Annotated in this window: 15 protein-coding genes and 1 riboswitch; of the genes, 14 read left to right on the forward strand and 1 reads right to left on the reverse strand. The window is 66.6% G+C overall.

Translation table 11 applies throughout. The features are described from left to right. The first annotated feature begins 10 nt into the window (after positions 1-10). The 7 genes from ACQ4W4_RS08690 to ACQ4W4_RS08720 all read left to right on the forward strand — a co-directional run bounded on the left by ACQ4W4_RS08690 (position 11) and on the right by ACQ4W4_RS08720 (position 8,796). A complete protein-coding gene (locus tag ACQ4W4_RS08690) occupies positions 11-196 on the forward strand; it encodes a hypothetical protein (protein WP_436541622.1) in 186 nt (61 codons plus the stop codon). After that, a complete protein-coding gene (gene hmgA / locus ACQ4W4_RS08695; RefSeq protein WP_436541623.1) occupies positions 193-1,497 on the forward strand; it encodes a homogentisate 1,2-dioxygenase in 1,305 nt (434 codons plus the stop codon). Before ACQ4W4_RS08690 ends, hmgA begins: the two co-directional genes overlap by 4 nt. A 111-nt stretch (positions 1,498-1,608) precedes the next feature. After that, a complete protein-coding gene (locus tag ACQ4W4_RS08700; protein WP_436541624.1) occupies positions 1,609-2,802 on the forward strand; it encodes a sigma-54 interaction domain-containing protein in 1,194 nt (397 codons plus the stop codon). Between the two features lie 233 nt (positions 2,803-3,035). Then, positions 3,036-4,115 (forward strand): LLM class flavin-dependent oxidoreductase, encoded by a 1,080-nt coding sequence (locus ACQ4W4_RS08705; protein WP_436541625.1) that lies wholly within the window; start codon positions 3,036-3,038, stop codon positions 4,113-4,115. A gap of 27 nt (positions 4,116-4,142) precedes the next feature. Next, positions 4,143-5,297 (forward strand): LLM class flavin-dependent oxidoreductase, encoded by a 1,155-nt coding sequence (locus ACQ4W4_RS08710; RefSeq protein ID WP_436541626.1) that lies wholly within the window; start codon positions 4,143-4,145, stop codon positions 5,295-5,297. 219 nt (positions 5,298-5,516) lie between these two features. Then, complete coding sequence (locus ACQ4W4_RS08715; RefSeq protein WP_436541627.1) at positions 5,517-7,889, forward strand: TonB-dependent receptor; 2,373 nt, start codon at positions 5,517-5,519, stop codon at positions 7,887-7,889. Between the two features lie 74 nt (positions 7,890-7,963). Beyond that, positions 7,964-8,125, forward strand: a riboswitch (FMN riboswitch). Positions 8,126-8,295: 170 nt separating this feature from the next. Next, on the forward strand, positions 8,296-8,796 hold the full coding sequence (locus tag ACQ4W4_RS08720; RefSeq protein WP_436541628.1) for a 6,7-dimethyl-8-ribityllumazine synthase: 501 nt from the start codon (positions 8,296-8,298) through the stop codon (positions 8,794-8,796). A gap of 65 nt (positions 8,797-8,861) precedes the next feature. Here ACQ4W4_RS08720 and ACQ4W4_RS08725 read toward each other — a convergent pair whose 3' ends face one another. Further along, a complete protein-coding gene (locus ACQ4W4_RS08725; RefSeq protein ID WP_436541629.1) occupies positions 8,862-9,914 on the reverse strand; it encodes an ABC transporter substrate-binding protein in 1,053 nt (350 codons plus the stop codon). Between the two features lie 259 nt (positions 9,915-10,173). On the opposite strand from ACQ4W4_RS08725, the gene ACQ4W4_RS08730 reads away from it, so the two are divergent. From ACQ4W4_RS08730 to ACQ4W4_RS08760, 7 genes are read left to right on the forward strand one after another with little or no spacing between them, the layout of a single operon-like run. Next, positions 10,174-10,923: a class II aldolase/adducin family protein gene (locus ACQ4W4_RS08730; RefSeq protein WP_436541630.1), complete on the forward strand. Its 750-nt coding sequence runs from the start codon at positions 10,174-10,176 to the stop codon at positions 10,921-10,923. A 20-nt stretch (positions 10,924-10,943) separates the two neighbouring features. Next, entirely contained in the window at positions 10,944-12,017 is a 1,074-nt protein-coding gene (locus ACQ4W4_RS08735) for an ABC transporter substrate-binding protein (RefSeq protein WP_436541631.1), read from the forward strand. Next, entirely contained in the window at positions 12,014-12,856 is an 843-nt protein-coding gene (locus ACQ4W4_RS08740; RefSeq protein ID WP_436541632.1) for an ABC transporter permease, read from the forward strand. The genes ACQ4W4_RS08735 and ACQ4W4_RS08740 overlap by 4 nt, the downstream gene beginning before the upstream one ends. Next, positions 12,853-13,617 (forward strand): ABC transporter permease, encoded by a 765-nt coding sequence (locus tag ACQ4W4_RS08745; protein WP_436541633.1) that lies wholly within the window; start codon positions 12,853-12,855, stop codon positions 13,615-13,617. The genes ACQ4W4_RS08740 and ACQ4W4_RS08745 overlap by 4 nt, the downstream gene beginning before the upstream one ends. Then, positions 13,610-14,875: an MFS transporter gene (locus tag ACQ4W4_RS08750; protein ID WP_436541634.1), complete on the forward strand. Its 1,266-nt coding sequence runs from the start codon at positions 13,610-13,612 to the stop codon at positions 14,873-14,875. Before ACQ4W4_RS08745 ends, ACQ4W4_RS08750 begins: the two co-directional genes overlap by 8 nt. Further along, the gene (locus ACQ4W4_RS08755) at positions 14,872-15,753 is read left to right on the forward strand and encodes an ABC transporter ATP-binding protein (protein WP_436541635.1); all 882 of its coding nucleotides are present in this window, start codon (positions 14,872-14,874) and stop codon (positions 15,751-15,753) included. The genes ACQ4W4_RS08750 and ACQ4W4_RS08755 overlap by 4 nt, the downstream gene beginning before the upstream one ends. A 39-nt stretch (positions 15,754-15,792) precedes the next feature. Then, complete coding sequence (locus ACQ4W4_RS08760; protein ID WP_436541636.1) at positions 15,793-16,851, forward strand: ABC transporter substrate-binding protein; 1,059 nt, start codon at positions 15,793-15,795, stop codon at positions 16,849-16,851. The last annotated feature ends 17 nt before the right edge of the window (positions 16,852-16,868 follow it).

Consider the following 16,868-nt stretch of genomic DNA (forward strand, 5'->3'; position numbering starts at 1 on the left):
AGGAGACAACATGACCGACATCGAACTCGATAATCTATATACCGAGCTGTGCCACACCATGGGCGGCCTGGGCGAACAGCGTTCGCCCCTGTTCCTCGCCCGCTTCGCCCTGCTGGCCATGGGCGCCATCGGCAAGGCCGACGTGGTGCACGGCTTGCTGCGCGACGCGGCCGACGGCCTGGCGGAGAGCGCATGATAGGCGCCGGCTACCAAAGCGGCTTCGGCAACGAGTTTGCCACGGAAGCCGTGCCCGGCGCCTTGCCGCAGGGGCAGAATTCGCCGCAGCAGGCGCCCATGGGCCTGTACGCGGAACAATTGTCGGGCACGGCCTTCACGGCGCCGCGCGCGCAGAACCGGCGCTCGTGGCTGTACCGCATCCGTCCCGCCAGCCAGCACCCGCCGTTTACCCTGGCTGAAAACACGCGCATCGTCAGCGACTTTCACGTCATGCCCCCCACGCCGCCCAACCAGCTGCGCTGGGACCCGCTGCCGCTGCCCGACGCCAGCCAGCCGACGGACTTCATCGACGGCTGGCAGACCATGGCCGGCAATGGCAGCGCCGAAGCGATGAGCGGCTGCGCCATCCACGTGTACGCGGCCAACCGTTCCATGCAGCGCTTCTTTTATTCGGCCGACGGCGAATTGCTGGTCGTGCCGCAGGAAGGGCGGCTGGCGATTGCCACGGAACTGGGGCTGCTCGAACTGGAACCGCAGGAAATCGCCGTCATCCCCCGCGGCGTGCGCTTCCGCGTGACCCTGCCGGACGGCAAGGCGCGCGGCTATGTGTGCGAAAACTTCGGCACGGCTTTCCGTTTGCCGGACATGGGGCCCATCGGCTCGAACGGCCTGGCCAACAGCCGCGATTTCCTCACGCCGCACGCGGCCTATGAAGACATCGACGGCGAATGCGAACTGGTGGCCAAGTTCGGCGGCCATCTGTGGCGCACAACCCTCGACCATTCACCGCTGGACGTGGTGGCCTGGCATGGCAATTACGCGCCCTACAAATACGATTTGCGCCGCTTCAATGTCATCGGCTCGATCAGCTACGACCATCCGGACCCGTCGATCTTCCTCGTGCTGCAGGCCCCGAGCGAAAATCCGCTGTTCGGCGCCATCGACTTCGCCATCTTCCCGCCCCGCTGGCTGGCCGCCGAACACACGTTCCGGCCGCCCTGGTTCCACCGCAACGTGGCCAGCGAATTCATGGGACTGATCCACGGCGTATACGACGCCAAGGCGGCCGGCTTCGTGCCGGGCGGCGCCAGCCTGCACAACTGCATGTCCGGCCACGGCCCCGATGCGCAGACCTTCGACAAGGCATCGCACAGCGACACGTCCGCGCCCGCGAAGGTGGCCGACACCATGGCCTTCATGTTCGAGACGCGCACCATCCTCAAGCCCACGCCGTTCGCGCTGGACGGCGGCCTGCTGCAAAACGACTATTTCGAATGCTGGCAAGGCTTGCGCAAGCATTTCGATCCGGACCAGGCTTAATCAAACGTTGGTCACGCAGCCCGCGCCAGCGCTCCGCATATGCAAAATCCGGATAAGCTAGCGCGGCACCATTCGTTCCCGCCCGGCGATGGCGCGCGGTATAGTCGCTCCATGGAACTCTTAGCCCACAACTTCAGCAGCGATTTCGCGCGCAGCGCCCACCTTGCCCGTGGCGCCGGCGATGACGGCGACAGCGAGGCGCTGGTCGCCTTCCGCGACCCGCAGCAAATGAGCTTGCTGGTGCGCGCCACGGCCTTTGTCTTTGCCGACCCCCGTTCGCGCCAGCTGCACGAGCTGATCGAACGCATCGCCCCCAGCGAGGCGACGGTGCTGATCACGGGCGAGACGGGGACGGGAAAAGAACTGATCGCGCGCCACGTGCACGGCTTGAGCGGACGCGCCGAACAGACCTTTGTGGCGGTCAACTGCGGCGCCTTTTCCGAAACCCTCGTCGAGAGCGAACTGTTTGGCTATGAAAAAGGCGCGTTTACGGGCGCGCAGCAGGGCAAGCCCGGCTGGTTCGAGACGGCCAGCGGCGGCACCCTGTTCCTCGATGAAATCGGCGACTTGCCGCTGGCGATGCAGGTCAAACTGCTGCGCGTGCTGCAGGAACGCGAAGTGGTGCGCCTGGGTGCGCGGCGCGCCATTCCCATCGACGTGCGCCTGATCGCCGCCACCAATGTCGACCTGGCCGAAGCCGTGCGGGCCGGGCGCTTCCGCGAAGACCTGTATTACCGTCTGCAGGTGATCGGCCTGCCGCTGCGCCCCCTGCGCGAACGCCCGGGCGACATCATGCCGCTGACGCGCCACTTCATGGCCATCTATGCGCAGCGCCTGCACCTGGGCGAGGTGGAACTGGGCCTCGATGCGCAGGAGGCCTTGCTCGGCTATCCATGGCCGGGCAATATCCGCGAACTGGAAAACGTCATTCACCGCGCGCTGCTCGTTTGCCGCAGCGGCGTCGTGCGCGCCGAAGACCTGAGCTTGTCGGGCTGGCACCGCGCACCGGCGCCTGCATCCGCCCCGGTGCCCGTGCCGGACGCGTGGGCCGGCGGCGCCGACATCGCCTATGCGGCCCATGGCGCGGCCGGGCAGGAAGACCTGCTGGCCGCCGAGCGCTTCGCCCGCGCCTGGCAAGCCTTGCTCGACTCGGGAGAGACCGTGGCATTCGAAGCGATGCAGCAGGAACTGGTGCGCGCCGCGTGGGAGCGCAATGAGCGCAACCAGGTACGTACGGCGAAACACCTGAACCTGAGCCGCAACATCCTGCGCACATTCCTGAAAAAGGCGGGCGCCATCGACTAGTCACACGACTACTCGCCTGAAGCCGGACCCGCAGCGCTGCGGCTCCGGCTTTTTTCATGCCTGCTGCGGGCGCAGCACATTGCTGCGATGGACGCAGCCGATTGCTGCGCAAGCAGCAGCTTCGGGCGTCGATGGGTATCGAGCGCATGGCATGCTTTCTGCGAGGAGGGAAGGACAGGCCGCTGCGCGCTGCGCGTACGGCCCTTTCTTCGACCCACGACAGGAGTCCATGCATGACCATCGAATTCATCTGGCAATTGCCCACCGGCGGCGATGGCCGCTACGCGGCGCCCGGCATCACGCGCCGGGGCGAACGGGCCGCCGGCGCGCCCAGCCCCTTGCAGGCGGGCGTGAGCGACCCGCGCGGCGCGCGTCCGCCATTCAATTATTTCGACTACCTGCACCAGATCGCCCGCGCAGCCGATCTTTCCGGCTTCGACGGCATCCAGGTGCGCCACGATACGCAGGGCGATGAAAGCTGGATCGTCGCGGGCTACCTGGCCCGCAGCACGCGCCACCTGAAGCTGATCGCCGAATTCGATGCGGCCTGGGGTTCGGCCGTGTACGCGGCGAAGAACGCCGTCAGCTTTCAGCGCTTCACGGGCGGGCGCTTCGCCTGGCAAATCGGCCATGGCGGCGATGCGGCAGCGCGCCGGCGCCAAGGCGATGCGGCGCCGGAGACGGACATCTTGCCGCGCATCGATGAATTCATCACGGTGGCGCGCGGCGTGCAAAGCACCTCGCCGTTCAGCTTCAAGGGCAAGTTCTTCGAGGTGCAGGACGGCGGCTTCAGGGGGCCGCTGGCGCACCATCCAATCAGCGGTATCTATCTGACGGGCGATAGCGCCGAAGCGCTGGCCCTGTCGGCGCGCCAGGCCGACGTGCACGTGTTCGACGCGGCGCCCGTGACGGACTTGCGGCCTGCCATCGCCAGCCTGGCCGTGCAGGCGCGCCAGCTGGGCCGCGCCGTGGCGGCAGGCCTGCGCATCGACGTGCTGGCCCGCGAAACCTTCGACGAAGCCTTGCGCGATGCGCGCCGCTACCGCAGCGGGGCGGGGCTGCCAGACGAGCTGCCGTCCGATGGCGGCGCGGCCGCGTACTGGCCCGGCTTTGCGCAAGCGCAGACGGGCGCCCACGGCGCCCTGGTCGGCAGCTACGACCAGGTCAGCGCCGCGCTGCAAGCCTACGCGCAGGCGGGTGTCTCGAGCTTCGTGCTGGCGGCCATCCCGCATTTCGAGGAAGCCTACCGCATCGGCGAACACGTGCTGCCTCACGTGCGGGCAGCGTTGACCGCGCAGCTGCAGGCGGCCTGAATCCACACTATTTGAAGGAGTACCTTGATGGCAATCGATTTTTTCTGGCGCATCCCCACGCATGGCGAACCGAGTTCGCACCGCGCCCGCACGCCGTTTCGCGGCGACTGGTTTCCCGGCAATGACAACCTGCGCCAGGCCGGCCTCGGTGGCGGAGGTGCCGACGGTTTTACGTATATCGACTACCTGGCGGAGATCGCCCGCGCGGCCGAGCTATCGGGTTTCCAGGGCGGCCTGATACCGTCGTTTCCCATGACGGACGAGCCGTGGGCCATTTCCGCGCTGCTGGCGCGCGAGACGCGCACCTTCCGCTTCATGATCCCGTTCCAGCCCGGCTTCCTGAATCCCGTGGTGGCCGCGCGCATGACGGCCAGCCTGCAGCGGGCCACGGGCGGCCGCGCCCTGTACAACGTCATCACGGGCGGCGGCGGCACGGCGCAGCTGTGGTGGGGCGATGCGGCCGGCCACGACGACCGCTACACGCGCACGACCGAATTTCTCGACGTGGTGCGCGGCGTGTGGCGCGGCGGACCGTTTTCCTACCAGGGCAAGTTCTACCAGGTGGAGGATGCGGGCCTGGCCACGCCGCTGTCGGAGCAGGATTTCCCCGAAATTTACTTTTCCGGCTCGTCCGACGCCGCCTTGGGTTCCGCCTCGAAGCACGCCGATTACTACCTGACGTGGCTGGAACCGTTCGAGCAGCTGCGCGAGAAATTCGCCCGCGTGCATGAAAAGACGGCGCTCTTGGGCCGCAAGATCAAGTGCGCCGTGCGCGTCGACATCGTGGCCCGCGCCACGGAAGAAGAGGCGTGGGACGAGGTGCGCAAGGGTTTTGAAGCCGTCGATGCCGCCACCCTGCGCCAGTTTCTCGGCGCCGACGGCGGCGATTCCGTGGGCGCGGCGCGCCAGCGGGGCAACCGCCCGACGACCCTGAACAGCTACAAGGACCTGATCACGGCGCCGAACATCTGGTCTGGCTTCAATCTGCTGCGCGGCGGGCAGACGCAGGGCATCGTCGGCAGCTACCAGCAGGTGGCCGAACGCCTGGACGAACTGGTGCAGCTGGGCGCCGACGCCTTTATCCTGGCCAGCACGCCGCACCTGGAAGAAGCGTACAGGGTGGGCGAGGAAGTGCTGCCGCTCGTGCGCGGACACACGTCCGCACTCTTGCGCGCGGCCTGATTCTCCCTGTTGCCGCGACAGCAGCGCCATCGCGTGCTGTCGCGCAGGCAGCATGCGGCGGCGCCGCTGCTGCCAAATCAACAGCGCTATCATGATGATAGTCTTCCTTTGAAATCAATCACTTACCTACCATTTTGCTGCGCTGAGGCAGCGGGCATGCCCCTTGCAATACAGGTCATCACCATCTCGCGTTTTGACTTTCATCAAGGATAATCACCCATGCGCCGTTCGACTGCCCCCGCCGCCGTTTCCTCTTTCCCCTTTCATTTGACGCCGCTGCGCCGCGCGCTGCGCTCGGCCTTCGCCATCGGCGGCCTGATGCTCGCCCCAGGTCTGGCCCATGCGGAAACGCCAGCGGCCGATGTCATGGCCTTCGCCGACGCGAATGGCGTCGGCGAAGGCGCCGCGCTGCAATCGGTGACGGTGACGGCGCAAAAGCGCGAGGAATCGGCACAGAAGGTGCCGAGCGCGATCACGGTGTTAGGTGGCAAGGAGCTGCTCGACACGGGCATCGGCCGCTCGGCCAGCGAAATCCTCAACTACGTGCCGAACGCTTCGGCCGGCACGCTGCAGCACGGCCGCCCGCGCTGGTGGATACGCGGCGTGGGCGCGGGCCAGCAGCAGGTGGATTTTCCGAACCCCGTCGGTTTTTACCTCGACGACGTCTACATCAGCAATTCCAGCGCCACGGGCTTCCCCCTGTTCGACCTGGACCGGGTGGAGGTGCTGCGCGGCCCGCAAGGCACCTTGTGGGGCAAGAACACGACGGGCGGCGCCATCAACGTGATCTCGCGCAAGCCCTCGTTCAAATCCAGCGGCTACGCCAAGCTGGACTACGGCAGCTACGACACCAAGCTGGCCGAAGGCGCCATCGGCGGCGCGCTGGTCGACGAGGTGCTGGCGGGGCGGCTGTCCTTTCACACGGAGCAGCAGGACAAAGGCCGCTTCCACAACCAGTTTACGGGCGAGCGCGATGGAAAACTCAAGGACAGCGCCATCCGCGGCCAGATCAAGGCCCTGATCGGGCGCGACCTGACGGCAAACCTGAACCTGCATTACCGCGACTACACGACCAAGGGCGCCACCACCACGGTGGCCAGCTATGGCGCCAATGGCGTGTACCGCAACGGCTACGTCCCCAGCACCAATCCCGACGACGTGAGCACGAACGCGCCGGCCGACAGCGACGTGCAGCAGGGCGGCGCCCAGCTGAACCTGGAATATGCGCTGGGCGAGCTGACCCTCACCTCCATCACCGGCTATGAAAATTTCAGGAACGAGGCCACGGGCGACAGCGACAACACGCCGCTGGAAGTGGGCCGCAGCCGCGCCAAGGCCAGCAGCCGGCAAGTGTCGCAGGAGCTGCGCCTGACGTCGCCGCAGAACGGCACGGTGAGCTGGGTGGCGGGCCTGTTCTACTTCAATGAAAAGATCGATGCCGATGCGGCCGGCGCGCGCCTGCCCAACGGCACGGCGCCGGCGCTGGCGGGCAGCACGCAGCCCGTCGGCTACAACCGCACCGTCTACCGGCACAAGGCGCGCAGCGCGGCCATCTTCGGCAGCACGACCGTCAACTTCAGCGAGCAACTGCTGTCCACCTTCGGCCTGCGCTGGACCACGGAAACCAAGGACCTGGACTTGCAGCGCGTGCAGGCCGCGTCGAACACGGTGACGTTCGGCGATGCGGCCAACTGGTGGAACACGGTCAAGGGCGGCAATTACGCGGCCGCCTCGGTCGTCAACAACAATTTCACGTCGAATCCGTCCACCACGTGGAATGCGCTGACGTACGACGTGACGCCCGAGTACCGCTTCAGCCGCACCCTGCGTGGCTACCTGAAATACGCGCACGGCATCAAGTCGGGCGGCTACAACACGAGCGCCACGGACGTACGGGCGTTGAACACGGTCAGGCCGGAAACCCTGAACTCGTTCGAGGCGGGCATCAAGTCCGAATGGCTGGACGGACGCCTCAATTTCAACGCCAACGTTTTTCACTACGATTACAAGAACGTGCAGGTCAATATCACGGGTGTGTACAACGGCGACCCCACGCAAAGCGTGAATTACCTGCAGAACGTGCGCAAGGCCCACGTGAACGGCGCGGAATTCGAGATCGAGGCGCAGCCGACGGACAACCTGCACATCAACGCCAATCTGGGCCTGCTGCGCACGGAGTTCGACGACTTCGCCATCCAGAACAATGGCGGCGACCGATCCGGCAACGAATTCGTGCGCTCGCCCCACGTGACGGCCCTGCTGGCGGCCGACTACCGCTACCCGCTGGGCAATGGCGCGCAGCTGGTCTTCAGCGGCGACGTGCGCTACACGTCGAAGCAGTACTACTATGTGGACCCGCAAAGCGATGCGCGCGGCTTGCTGAACCAGGGCGGCTTCGCGCTGGCCAACGCGCGCCTGTCGTATGTGCTCCCGGGCGGCAAGCAGCGCATCACGGCATACGCCAACAACCTGGCGGACAAGGTCTACCGCAACCATACGCTCACCAGCTTCGTGCCGGGCGCCGTCAACGGCGACACGGTGATCATCGGCCAGGGCCGCACGGTGGGCGCGTCGTACACGATCCAGTTCTGATCGCGCAGGGCAGGGGCAGGGGCGATATGCTATAGTCGCCGGGCGTGGCGGCCGCACCCAGTGCGGTGGCCATGCAACGTTCTCAGGGCGGGGTGCGATTCCCCACCGGCGGTAATGGCATGCGTGCCTCGCCCGCGAGCGCTTGCCGGCGCCGTCTTCGGACCATGTCGGCAAGGTCAGCAGACCCGGTGCGATCCCGGGGCCGACGGTATAGTCCGGATAAAGAGAGAGCGGGATGCATCATTGTATTGGTGCCGGCATGCGCCCGGCGCATGGACGGCCTTGCCGTCGGTGCGCGGGTGCGCGTGCCTGTATGCGCAGTCGGGCGTGGCTTTCATGCGCCTGTCATATCCCCTTCGATCCCATGCCCTGTTTTTTGTCATTTTTAAAAACAGGAGTCTTTTGTATGTCACAAGCACACGCAACACCGGGCAAACGCATCGCCTTCATCCAGGCGGGCTGGCACCGCGACATCGTCGCGCAATGCCGCTTGTCCTTCATCGCCGACATGGCGGCCCTGGGCTTTGCCGAGAGCGATATTGACGTCATCGACGTCGCCGGCGCCTTTGAAATCCCCCTGCACGCGCAGGTGCTGGCCAAAAGCGGCCGGTACGCGGCGATTGCCGCCTCGGCCCTCGTGGTCGACGGCGGCATCTACCGCCATGACTTCGTGGCCGATGCCGTCATCTCCGGCATGATGCAGGTGCAGCTGGCGACGGGCGTGCCCGTGCTGTCGGCCGTGCTGACCCCGCACCACTTCCACGCGGGCCACGAGCACCAGGAATTCTACTTCCAGCATTTCAAGGTCAAGGGCGCGGAGCTGGCCGCCGCATGTGCGGCCACCATCCGCTCGCTGCAGCGGCTGGCGCAACCGGCCGCCGCACCGCACGAAGCCCTGGCTGCCTAGGGCGCGTTTGCCTTGATGGCGTAGTCCCCGGGGCCAGCGCCTGTGCATGCGCTGGCCCCGTTTCTTTACGCGGCTTGCCGCAGCAGCGCGTCCAGCCGCCGCTGCGCTTCTTCCAGGGGGCGGCGGTCGATCCAGTGATCGATATCGACGTCGCGGTCCAGGAAGCCGTGCTGCAGCTGAAAATCCTTTTGCTGGCGGAACAGCGCCACCTTGTCGTCGGACAGGTCGGGCGCCAGCGTCAAATGAAAACCGTCGCGGTAGGCTTCGGCCACGGCATCGGCGCCTGCCCGTGTCTCGCCTTGCAGGATGGCCAGCACGTCCTCTTTGTGGCTGCGCGCCCAGTGCGCGGCGCGCAGGGTTTGCGTCAAGAAGCGCACGACGAGATCGAAATGCTGTTCCAGCATCGTTTCATGCACGGTGATCGGCCGCGGCGTGCCGTTATTCACGCGGAAGCGCCGGTCGGGCAGGGCGTCGATGTCGATGCCCACTTCCAGCCCCGCCGCGCGGGCCGCCTCGGCCGCCGCCGCGCCTTTCACGTAGACGGCGTCGACTTCGCCGCGCAGCAGCGGCGCGATGCCTTGCCACAGTCCCGCGCCCAGGTTGGCTTGCGCCGGCGCGTCGGCCCCCACTTCCACCAGCTGCACATCGTCGAGCGTCAAGCCGGCGGACGCCAGCACGCCCTTGTAGCCGGCCAGGCTCATGCCGCGCGCGATGCTGCGGCCGCGCCGGTTCTCGCGCAAGTCCTCGGCGCGGAACACGGGCAGCGCCAGGCGCTTGCCCTGCAGCTGCGCGGGCGTGGTGATGCCGGAACCGGGTCGCACGAGGATGGCTTGCCACTCGTCGATCCAGGTCAGGCCGATCAGGCGCGTGGGCGCCCCTTGGGCGCGCGCGGGCAGGGCCAGCAGGTTGCCCCCTTCGCGCACGAGCGTGGACAGGCCGTGGTCGTAATGGTGGCGCGCCAGTTCGCCGCCCACTTCCTGCAGCGTCTTTAAGGCGATGCCGTCGCGGGCGAATTCCTCGTCCAGCCAGCCCAGTTTATAGGCCAGGCCCGTGGCCGTGGGTACGGGGCAGCGCGTGAACCAGACGGTATCGACGGCGGGGGAGGTTGCGGTAGTCATGGGATTCCTTGGTGAGGTGAGGAAGACCGAACGCTGCACGAAATATGCCTGCTGCCGGGGGCAGACCCGCCGGGTCAGACCCCGGACGTCGCTTGCTGGCTGGCCGACAGCGCGTGCCGGCAACGCTGCTGCCGCGCCAGCAGCCGCTGTTGCGCAGGCAGCAGCGCGCTGCCATTTGTGCGGCCCCGGCGCTGGCACGCGTCTTGCGAAAGTACCGGCATTACTGATTCGTACCTCAACCTCAAGAATGGAGCATGACATGACGGACGTGGCACAAGCGGCAGCACAACAAGTACAGGCGCAGGCATTGACGGCGGCCGAACTGGCCTTCGTCGAGCAGGTGCGGCGCGATGCGCAGATCGCCTTCGATGGCTTGCGCGAGACGGGCAGCCTGACGGCCAACGGCACGGTGGGCTTCGTCGAGCGCACGCCGGGCGGCGACAAGGTCGTGGTGGTCAACGATCCGGGCCCGTTCCGCCGCGGCCAGCCTTTGAAGGCGGCCGTGCTGGCGCTCGATGGCACGGTGATCGTGGGCGACGCCAACAACGGCGGCGCGCGTTACTTAAAACTGTTCCGCGAGCGGCCCGAGGTCACGTCGATCTCGCACGTGCATTCGCCATCGCTGGGCGCATGGGCGCAGACGCACCGCACCCTGCCCATCCGCTACGTGCCCGTGCAGCGCTTCCAGCTGATCCGCGAAATCCCCATCTATATCGACCGCCGCCAGCCCGAGGTCGATTTCATCCTCGGCGAAATCGCCCGCAACACGCATGCCACGGCCATCCTGGAAGCGAACGGCGGCGCCACCGTGTGGGGCAAGCAGGGCTTGCTGAAGCTGGCCGAATTCATCCTGCTGCTGGAAGAGGGCGCGCAGATCCAGATCGCGGCCGAAGCCATCGGCGGTTCGCGCGACTTCGGCCCCGGCGTGCTGCTGCAGCAATGGAAGATGAGCAAGCTGATCGACACGGCGCGCGCGCTGTCTTTGCTGCCTGCCACCGATTTGGTTTAACCTTCAAGAATAGGCTCCCGATGTCATTGCAATTCTTACGTTTGAGCTGGCGCAAGCTGTCTGCCGCCATCGTGGCGGCCAGCCTGCTGGCGCCAGCGATGGCGGCCGCCGCCGATCCGCTGCCGGCCGCCGTGCGCATCGCCGTCGTGGCCCGCACGGCGCCGTCCGGCAAGACCGTGTTTGCCGGTTCCGCCGCCCAGGTGGCGTCGCAAGGCTGGCTGGCGGCCGAGCTGGGCAAGCTGGGCGTGAAGCTGGAATGGGTGCCCGTCACCACCAATTCCGTGGCCACGCAAGTCAATGAGGCGTTTGCCAACCACTCGATCGACCTGGCCCAGTATGGCGATCTGCCATCGATCATTGCCAATGCCTCGGGCTTGCAGACGCGGCTGATCCTGCCCGGCGGCAGCGCCAACAACACCTATCTGGTGGTGCCGAACGCTTCCACGGTGAAATCCATCAAGGAGCTGAAGGGCAAGAAGATCGCCTTGCACCGTGGCCGGCCGTGGGAATACCCGTTTGCCCGCCTGCTGGAAGCGAATGGCATGACCTTGCGCGACGTGAAAATCCTCAACCTGAATCCGCAGGCGGGCGCCGCGGCCGTGGCGACGGGCGGCGCGGACGCCTTCTTTACCCTCAGCGACGCCTTCCTGCTGGAAGATAAAAAGGTCGGCAAGATCATCTGGTCGAGCAAGGCGCCGCCGCAGGACTGGAAGATGCGCGCCGAGCTGTGGGCCGACAGCGGTTTTCTGCAACGCTGGCCGCAGCTGGCCCAGCTGGTGGTGACGGCCTATGTGCGCGAGCACCACCGCGCCGCCGGCGCGGGCGGCGAAGAGGACTATGTGCGCACCGAGGCGGCGGCCGGCCAGGTGGAAAGCGTGGTGCGGCGCGAGCTGGCGGGCGACCATACGCCGTGGCAGGCGCGCTGGTCGCCGTTGTTTACGGCCAGCCTGCGCCAGCATTACGTGGGCGAGGCGGCGTATGCGAAGAGCGCGGGCCTGATCGGGCGCCCCCTGCAAGTGGACAGCCTGTTCGCGCCCCAGTTCGTCAACCAGGCGCTGGCACAGCTGAAATTGCAAACGTACTGGACGCCATGACTTCCCTCGCCAACGCCATCGCCTTGCCGCGTGTCCCTGCGCCCGCACGCGCAGCGCATAGCCCCTGGCTGCAGCGCTTTATCCGCTCGCCCTGGTCCGTGTGGGCGTCGCCGCTGGCCTTGCTGCTGCTGTGGACGGCGGCCACCACCTTCGAGTGGATGCCGGCGCATATCTTGATGTCGCCATGGCAAGTGCTGCTCACGGCCCGCGACCTGGCCGAGAGCGGCGAGCTGGGCCAGCACCTGGGCATCAGCCTGTTCCGCCTGCTGGCCGGTTTCGGCCTGGGCGCCAGCGCCGGCCTGGCCTTTGGCGTGGTGCTGGGGCTGTCGCCTGGCTTGCGCAGCTATGTCGATCCCACCTTCCATATCCTGCGCCAGCTGCCGACCGTCGCCCTGATCCCTTTGTTTATCCTGCTGTTCGGCATAGGCGAGAGTTTCAAGGTGTTTATCGTGGCCAAGGCCAGTTTCTTCATCGTCGCGCTGGCCGTGCATGACGCCATCCGCAACCTGTCGCAGCGCTACTTTGAGGTGGCGCAAGTGTATTGCTTCTCGCGCTGGCAGCGTATCCGCCTGATCGTCTTGCCCGCCATCGTGCCGGCCGCGCTGACGGGCATGCGCATCGCCCTGTCGCGCTCGTGGATGGTGCTGGTGGGCGCGGAATTGCTGGCCGCCGACAGCGGCCTGGGCCAGATGATGGAAATGGGCCGGCAAATGTTCCGCCTCGATGTGGTGATGGTGGGCGTGGTGCTGACGGGCGTGATCGGCTTTGGCCTGGACCGGCTCTGCCACGCGCTGGAAGCACGGCTGATGCGCTGGAAGCGCAGTGGAGAGAACGCATGAAGCAACGTTTGAGTGTGATCTTCAAGGGCGCGCTGCTGCCCCTGGCCTTGCTGGGCGCCTGGCAATGGGCTTCCGGCCAGGGCGCGGCCGCCGCCTACATCTTTGTGTCCCTGGGCGACCTGGCGCACAGCTTGCGCGACCTGGTGATCACGGGCGAGCTGTGGGTGCATTTGCAGGCTAGCCTGGGCCGCACCCTGGCCGGCTTGCTGCTGGGCGGCAGCGCCGGCATCGTCACGGGCGCGCTGATGGCGCAGTCGCCGCTGGCGGACCGGCTGATCGGGCCGCTGTTCCACAGCATCCGCCAAGTGCCGCTGCTGGGCCTGATACCCTTGCTGGGCCTGTGGGTGGGCAATGGCGACGGCGCCAAGCTGCTGGTGATCGCCATCGCCGCCTTTTACCCGACCGTGCTCAACACGTATGCGGGCATGCGCCAGGTAGAGGGGCGCTTGCGCGAAGTGGGGCAGGTGCTGACCCTGACGCGCTGGCAGACCCTGCGCCAGATATTGCTTCCGGGCGCCATGCCGGCCATTGTTACCGGTGTCACGCATGCGCTGGCGTTTGCCTGGCTCGCGTGCCTGGGCGGCGAGCTGCTGTTTTCAGCCGGTCCCGGCATGGGTTCGTTGCTGCTCAATGGCGAAGTGTCGGGCCGCATGGATGTCGTGCTGCTGGCCGTGCTCGTGATCGCCTTGCTGGCGCAGGCGATGAACGTGGCGTTTGCGCGTCTCGCGCGCCTGCTGGTGAAGGGGCGCAGCAGTGAGTGAATCCTTGCCATTCCAGCCAGACGCGGCCGTCAGCGCGCGTGAAGGCGAGCTGCGCGCCTTCTTGCTGCGCTTTATCGGCCTGACCCTGCTGTCGGGCGTGACCATCGGCATGAACAAGGTGCTGGCCACCTTGCTGGGCTTGCATCTGCACGTGAGCAATTTCCAGCTGGCCGCGATCAGCAGCGCGGAAACCCTGGCCATGGCGCTGGGCACCATACCGGCCGGCTACATCTTGTCACGCGGCAATCCGAAGCATCTGTACGCGGGTGTCAGCCTGAGCCTGGCGCTGGCCTTTTGCGTGCTGCCGTGGCTGCCCGGCTGGCAATGGGTGGCCTTGCTGATGTTTTTGGTGGGCTTGTGTATCTCGCTGCGCATCGTGGCCATGAGCACCGTGTTTCTCGTGCGCCTGCCGGAACTGGGGCAGGGCAAGGCGGGCTGGTACAAGGGAACATTAATTCTCGGCATGCAATTCCTCGGCCCCTTGTGCGGAAACTACCTGATCGCGCAACTGGGGCTGAAGGCAGGCTTCTTGATTTCGGCCCTGATGTTCGCCATCCTGGCCGTGCTGGGCTGGCAAGTGTTGCCCAGCAATACGGCGCCGCGCAAGCTGGAAGGCCAAGCCTTGTTGCCCGGCGCGGCCAGCTTGCGCGAACTGCTGCGCCTGCCCATCGTGCGCGTGACTTACCTGTTCGAGATCCTCGCCAGCTTCACGGCGTCCAGCGTTGGCGTGTTTTCCATCCTGCTGGCCATCCGCGTGCTGCACTGGCCTGCGCATCATTCCGTCTGGCTGATGGCCGTGCAGGGACTCAGCTGCGTGCTGGTGCTGCTGTTCCTGGGACGCTTCGTGCTGGGCAGCCGCTACCGCGAGCAGTTGTATGGCGGCGCCCACCTGGCCATCATGGCCGCCTTGCTGATCCTCGGCTTGTGGCCCAGCAGCATCGCCTACCTGGCCGCCTCCGTGCTGCTGGGACTGGGCCTGGGCGTGAATAACCTCGTCAATACAGACAATATCGCCCGCGCGCCCGTCGACAAGGCCAGGGTCTCGGCCCACTTGACCCTGTTCGGCATGGTGGGCGGCACGGCTGGCGCGCTGGCGGCGGGCCGCCTGGCCGACCTGACGGGCTTGCGCAATGTATTCCTGATCTGGCTGGCGCCGTGGCTGGCCGCCTGGCTGGTTTTCCACGGCAGCCGCTGGTTGCGCCGGGCGCCGCCCGCCGCCATTCCTTCCTTCGATCCTAACGCAGAGAGTGCGCCATGAATGATGTTGTTTCCCCCTCGGCCCTGTCACCGCACAAGCAGCACTCGAGCGGCGGCTTGCAGGTGCAGCACGTGAGCAAGTCGTTTTCGCTGAAAGGCGCGCCGCTGCTGGTGCTCGACGATATTTCGCTGACGATTGCCCCGGGCGAATTCGTTGCCATCGTCGGTGCGTCCGGCTGCGGCAAGTCCACCTTGCTGCGCCTGCTGGCGGGCCTGGACACGGACTACACGGGCTTGCTGCTGCACGATGGCGTGCCCATCCGGGGCACGGATCTGCACCGTGGCCTCGTGTTCCAGGATCACCGCCTGTTTCCCTGGCTGACGGTGCAGCAGAACGTGGCCGTGGCGTTCAGCAATACCCGTGTGCCCTTGGCCGAGCGCGCATCGCGCGTGGCGGCGGAAATTGCGCGCGTGGGCCTCGACGGCTATGCAGATGCGTATCCGCATCAATTATCGGGCGGCATGTCGCAGCGGGCCGCGATTGCCCGCGCCCTCGTGGGGCGGCCCGACGTGCTGCTGCTGGACGAGCCGCTGGGCGCGCTCGACGCGCTGACCCGTTTGCGCCTGCAGCAGGAACTGCGCCGCCTGTGGCAGGACGAGGGCATCACCATGGTCATGGTCACGCATGACATCGATGAAGCCGTGTACCTGGCCGACCGCATCGTCGTGCTCGATGCGCGTCCGGGCAAGGTGCGCCGCGTGCAGGACGTGCCGCTGGCCCACCCGCGCCAGCGGGGATCTCCGGGCTTTGTCGCCATCCGCGATGGCTTGCATGCGGATTTCAGCGACCTGGACGACACGCATGCGCCCGTGGCGCAGGATGTAGATCCCAGCAGCTCATGGGATGGCAATGAATGGGCGCGCAGGATGGCGCTGTAGTTTCCTTTTTGACCGGTCCACCCACTCTGGAGATACAAGATGAGCAATAACAACGCACTCGACACCCTGTGGTACACGCGCTGCCCCGTCCCGACGGGCCTGGGAATAGCCTTGCAGCAAGGCTGGCTGGAAGAGGCCTTGCGCGCCGACGGCACCAGCTTGCGCTCCTTGCGCGAGTCGGACCAGGAAGCCGTGCGCGAATCGCATTTCGACCACACCCTGCAGAACTCCGTGCGTCACGGCGGCAATATCCCGGCCCTGTGGGCGCGCGCGGCGGGACGCGAGACGCGCGTGATCGGCCTGTCATGGTCGGACGAGACGCAACTGATACTGACCTTGCCCGGCAGCGGCATCCAGTCGGTGCGTGACTTGAAGGGGCGGCGCTTCGGCTTGCCATTATGGAGCAAGGCGCAGATCGACTTTGCGCGCGCGCAAGCCTTGCGCGGGCTGGAAAACGCGCTGAGCCTGGAAGGGCTGGCCGTGGCGGACGTGGAACTGGTCGATTATGTGGTCAGCACGGGCCAGAGCGAAACGGCGCCGGAGAAGGGCGCGGCCACAAACCTGTTCAGCGGCGCGCGGCGCGGCGGGCAAAGCCCGGAACTGCTGGGGCTGCTGCGGGGCGAAGTGGACGCCATCTTCCTGAAAGGCGCCTCGGCGGCCCAGCTGGCGCAGCAGCTCGGCCTGCATACGGTGATCGACACGGGCATCCATCCGGAGCCCTTGATCCGCGCCAACAATGGCACGCCGCGCACCCTGAGCGTCGATGCGCACCTGCTGGACAATCATTTCAGCTCTGCCGTGACCCTGGTCGACCAGGTGCTGCGGGCCGAAGCGTGGGCGCGCGGCCATGCGGACGAGACGCGGCGTTTCCTCGCGCGCGAATCGAATGCCAGCGAGTACTGGGTGCAAGTGGCTTACGGCAAGGATGCGCATCTGCGCCTGGACACGGACCTGGCGGAAACGTCGGTCGCGGGTTTGCAGGATTTCAGCGACTTCCTGTTCCGCTGGAACTTCCTGCCCAGCAAGGTCGACGTGCGCGCGTGGATCGATCCCCGTCCCTTCGAAGCGGCGCTGGCGCAGACGCGCCGGGCGGCTTGAGCGGGAAGCACGTCGAC

The organism is Janthinobacterium glycogeni (assembly GCF_051380725.1).
Lineage (GTDB): Bacteria > Pseudomonadota > Gammaproteobacteria > Burkholderiales > Burkholderiaceae_D > Janthinobacterium.

What these genes read in the sequence shown, in the direction of transcription:
- ACQ4W4_RS08705 (WP_436541625.1), top strand. Translation starts at nt 3,036, where the DNA reads ATGACCATCGAATTCATCTGGCAATTGCCCACCGGCGGCGATGGCCGC.
- hmgA (WP_436541623.1), top strand. Translation starts at nt 193, where the DNA reads ATGATAGGCGCCGGCTACCAAAGCGGCTTCGGCAACGAGTTTGCCACG.
- ACQ4W4_RS08735 (WP_436541631.1), top strand. Translation starts at nt 10,944, where the DNA reads ATGTCATTGCAATTCTTACGTTTGAGCTGGCGCAAGCTGTCTGCCGCC.
- ACQ4W4_RS08700 (WP_436541624.1), top strand. Translation starts at nt 1,609, where the DNA reads ATGGAACTCTTAGCCCACAACTTCAGCAGCGATTTCGCGCGCAGCGCC.
- ACQ4W4_RS08690 (WP_436541622.1), top strand. Translation starts at nt 11, where the DNA reads ATGACCGACATCGAACTCGATAATCTATATACCGAGCTGTGCCACACC.
- ACQ4W4_RS08760 (WP_436541636.1), top strand. Translation starts at nt 15,793, where the DNA reads ATGAGCAATAACAACGCACTCGACACCCTGTGGTACACGCGCTGCCCC.
- ACQ4W4_RS08725 (WP_436541629.1), bottom strand. Translation starts at nt 9,914, where the DNA reads ATGACTACCGCAACCTCCCCCGCCGTCGATACCGTCTGGTTCACGCGC.
- ACQ4W4_RS08745 (WP_436541633.1), top strand. Translation starts at nt 12,853, where the DNA reads ATGAAGCAACGTTTGAGTGTGATCTTCAAGGGCGCGCTGCTGCCCCTG.
- ACQ4W4_RS08755 (WP_436541635.1), top strand. Translation starts at nt 14,872, where the DNA reads ATGAATGATGTTGTTTCCCCCTCGGCCCTGTCACCGCACAAGCAGCAC.
- ACQ4W4_RS08720 (WP_436541628.1), top strand. Translation starts at nt 8,296, where the DNA reads ATGTCACAAGCACACGCAACACCGGGCAAACGCATCGCCTTCATCCAG.
- ACQ4W4_RS08715 (WP_436541627.1), top strand. Translation starts at nt 5,517, where the DNA reads ATGCGCCGTTCGACTGCCCCCGCCGCCGTTTCCTCTTTCCCCTTTCAT.
- ACQ4W4_RS08730 (WP_436541630.1), top strand. Translation starts at nt 10,174, where the DNA reads ATGACGGACGTGGCACAAGCGGCAGCACAACAAGTACAGGCGCAGGCA.
- ACQ4W4_RS08740 (WP_436541632.1), top strand. Translation starts at nt 12,014, where the DNA reads ATGACTTCCCTCGCCAACGCCATCGCCTTGCCGCGTGTCCCTGCGCCC.
- ACQ4W4_RS08710 (WP_436541626.1), top strand. Translation starts at nt 4,143, where the DNA reads ATGGCAATCGATTTTTTCTGGCGCATCCCCACGCATGGCGAACCGAGT.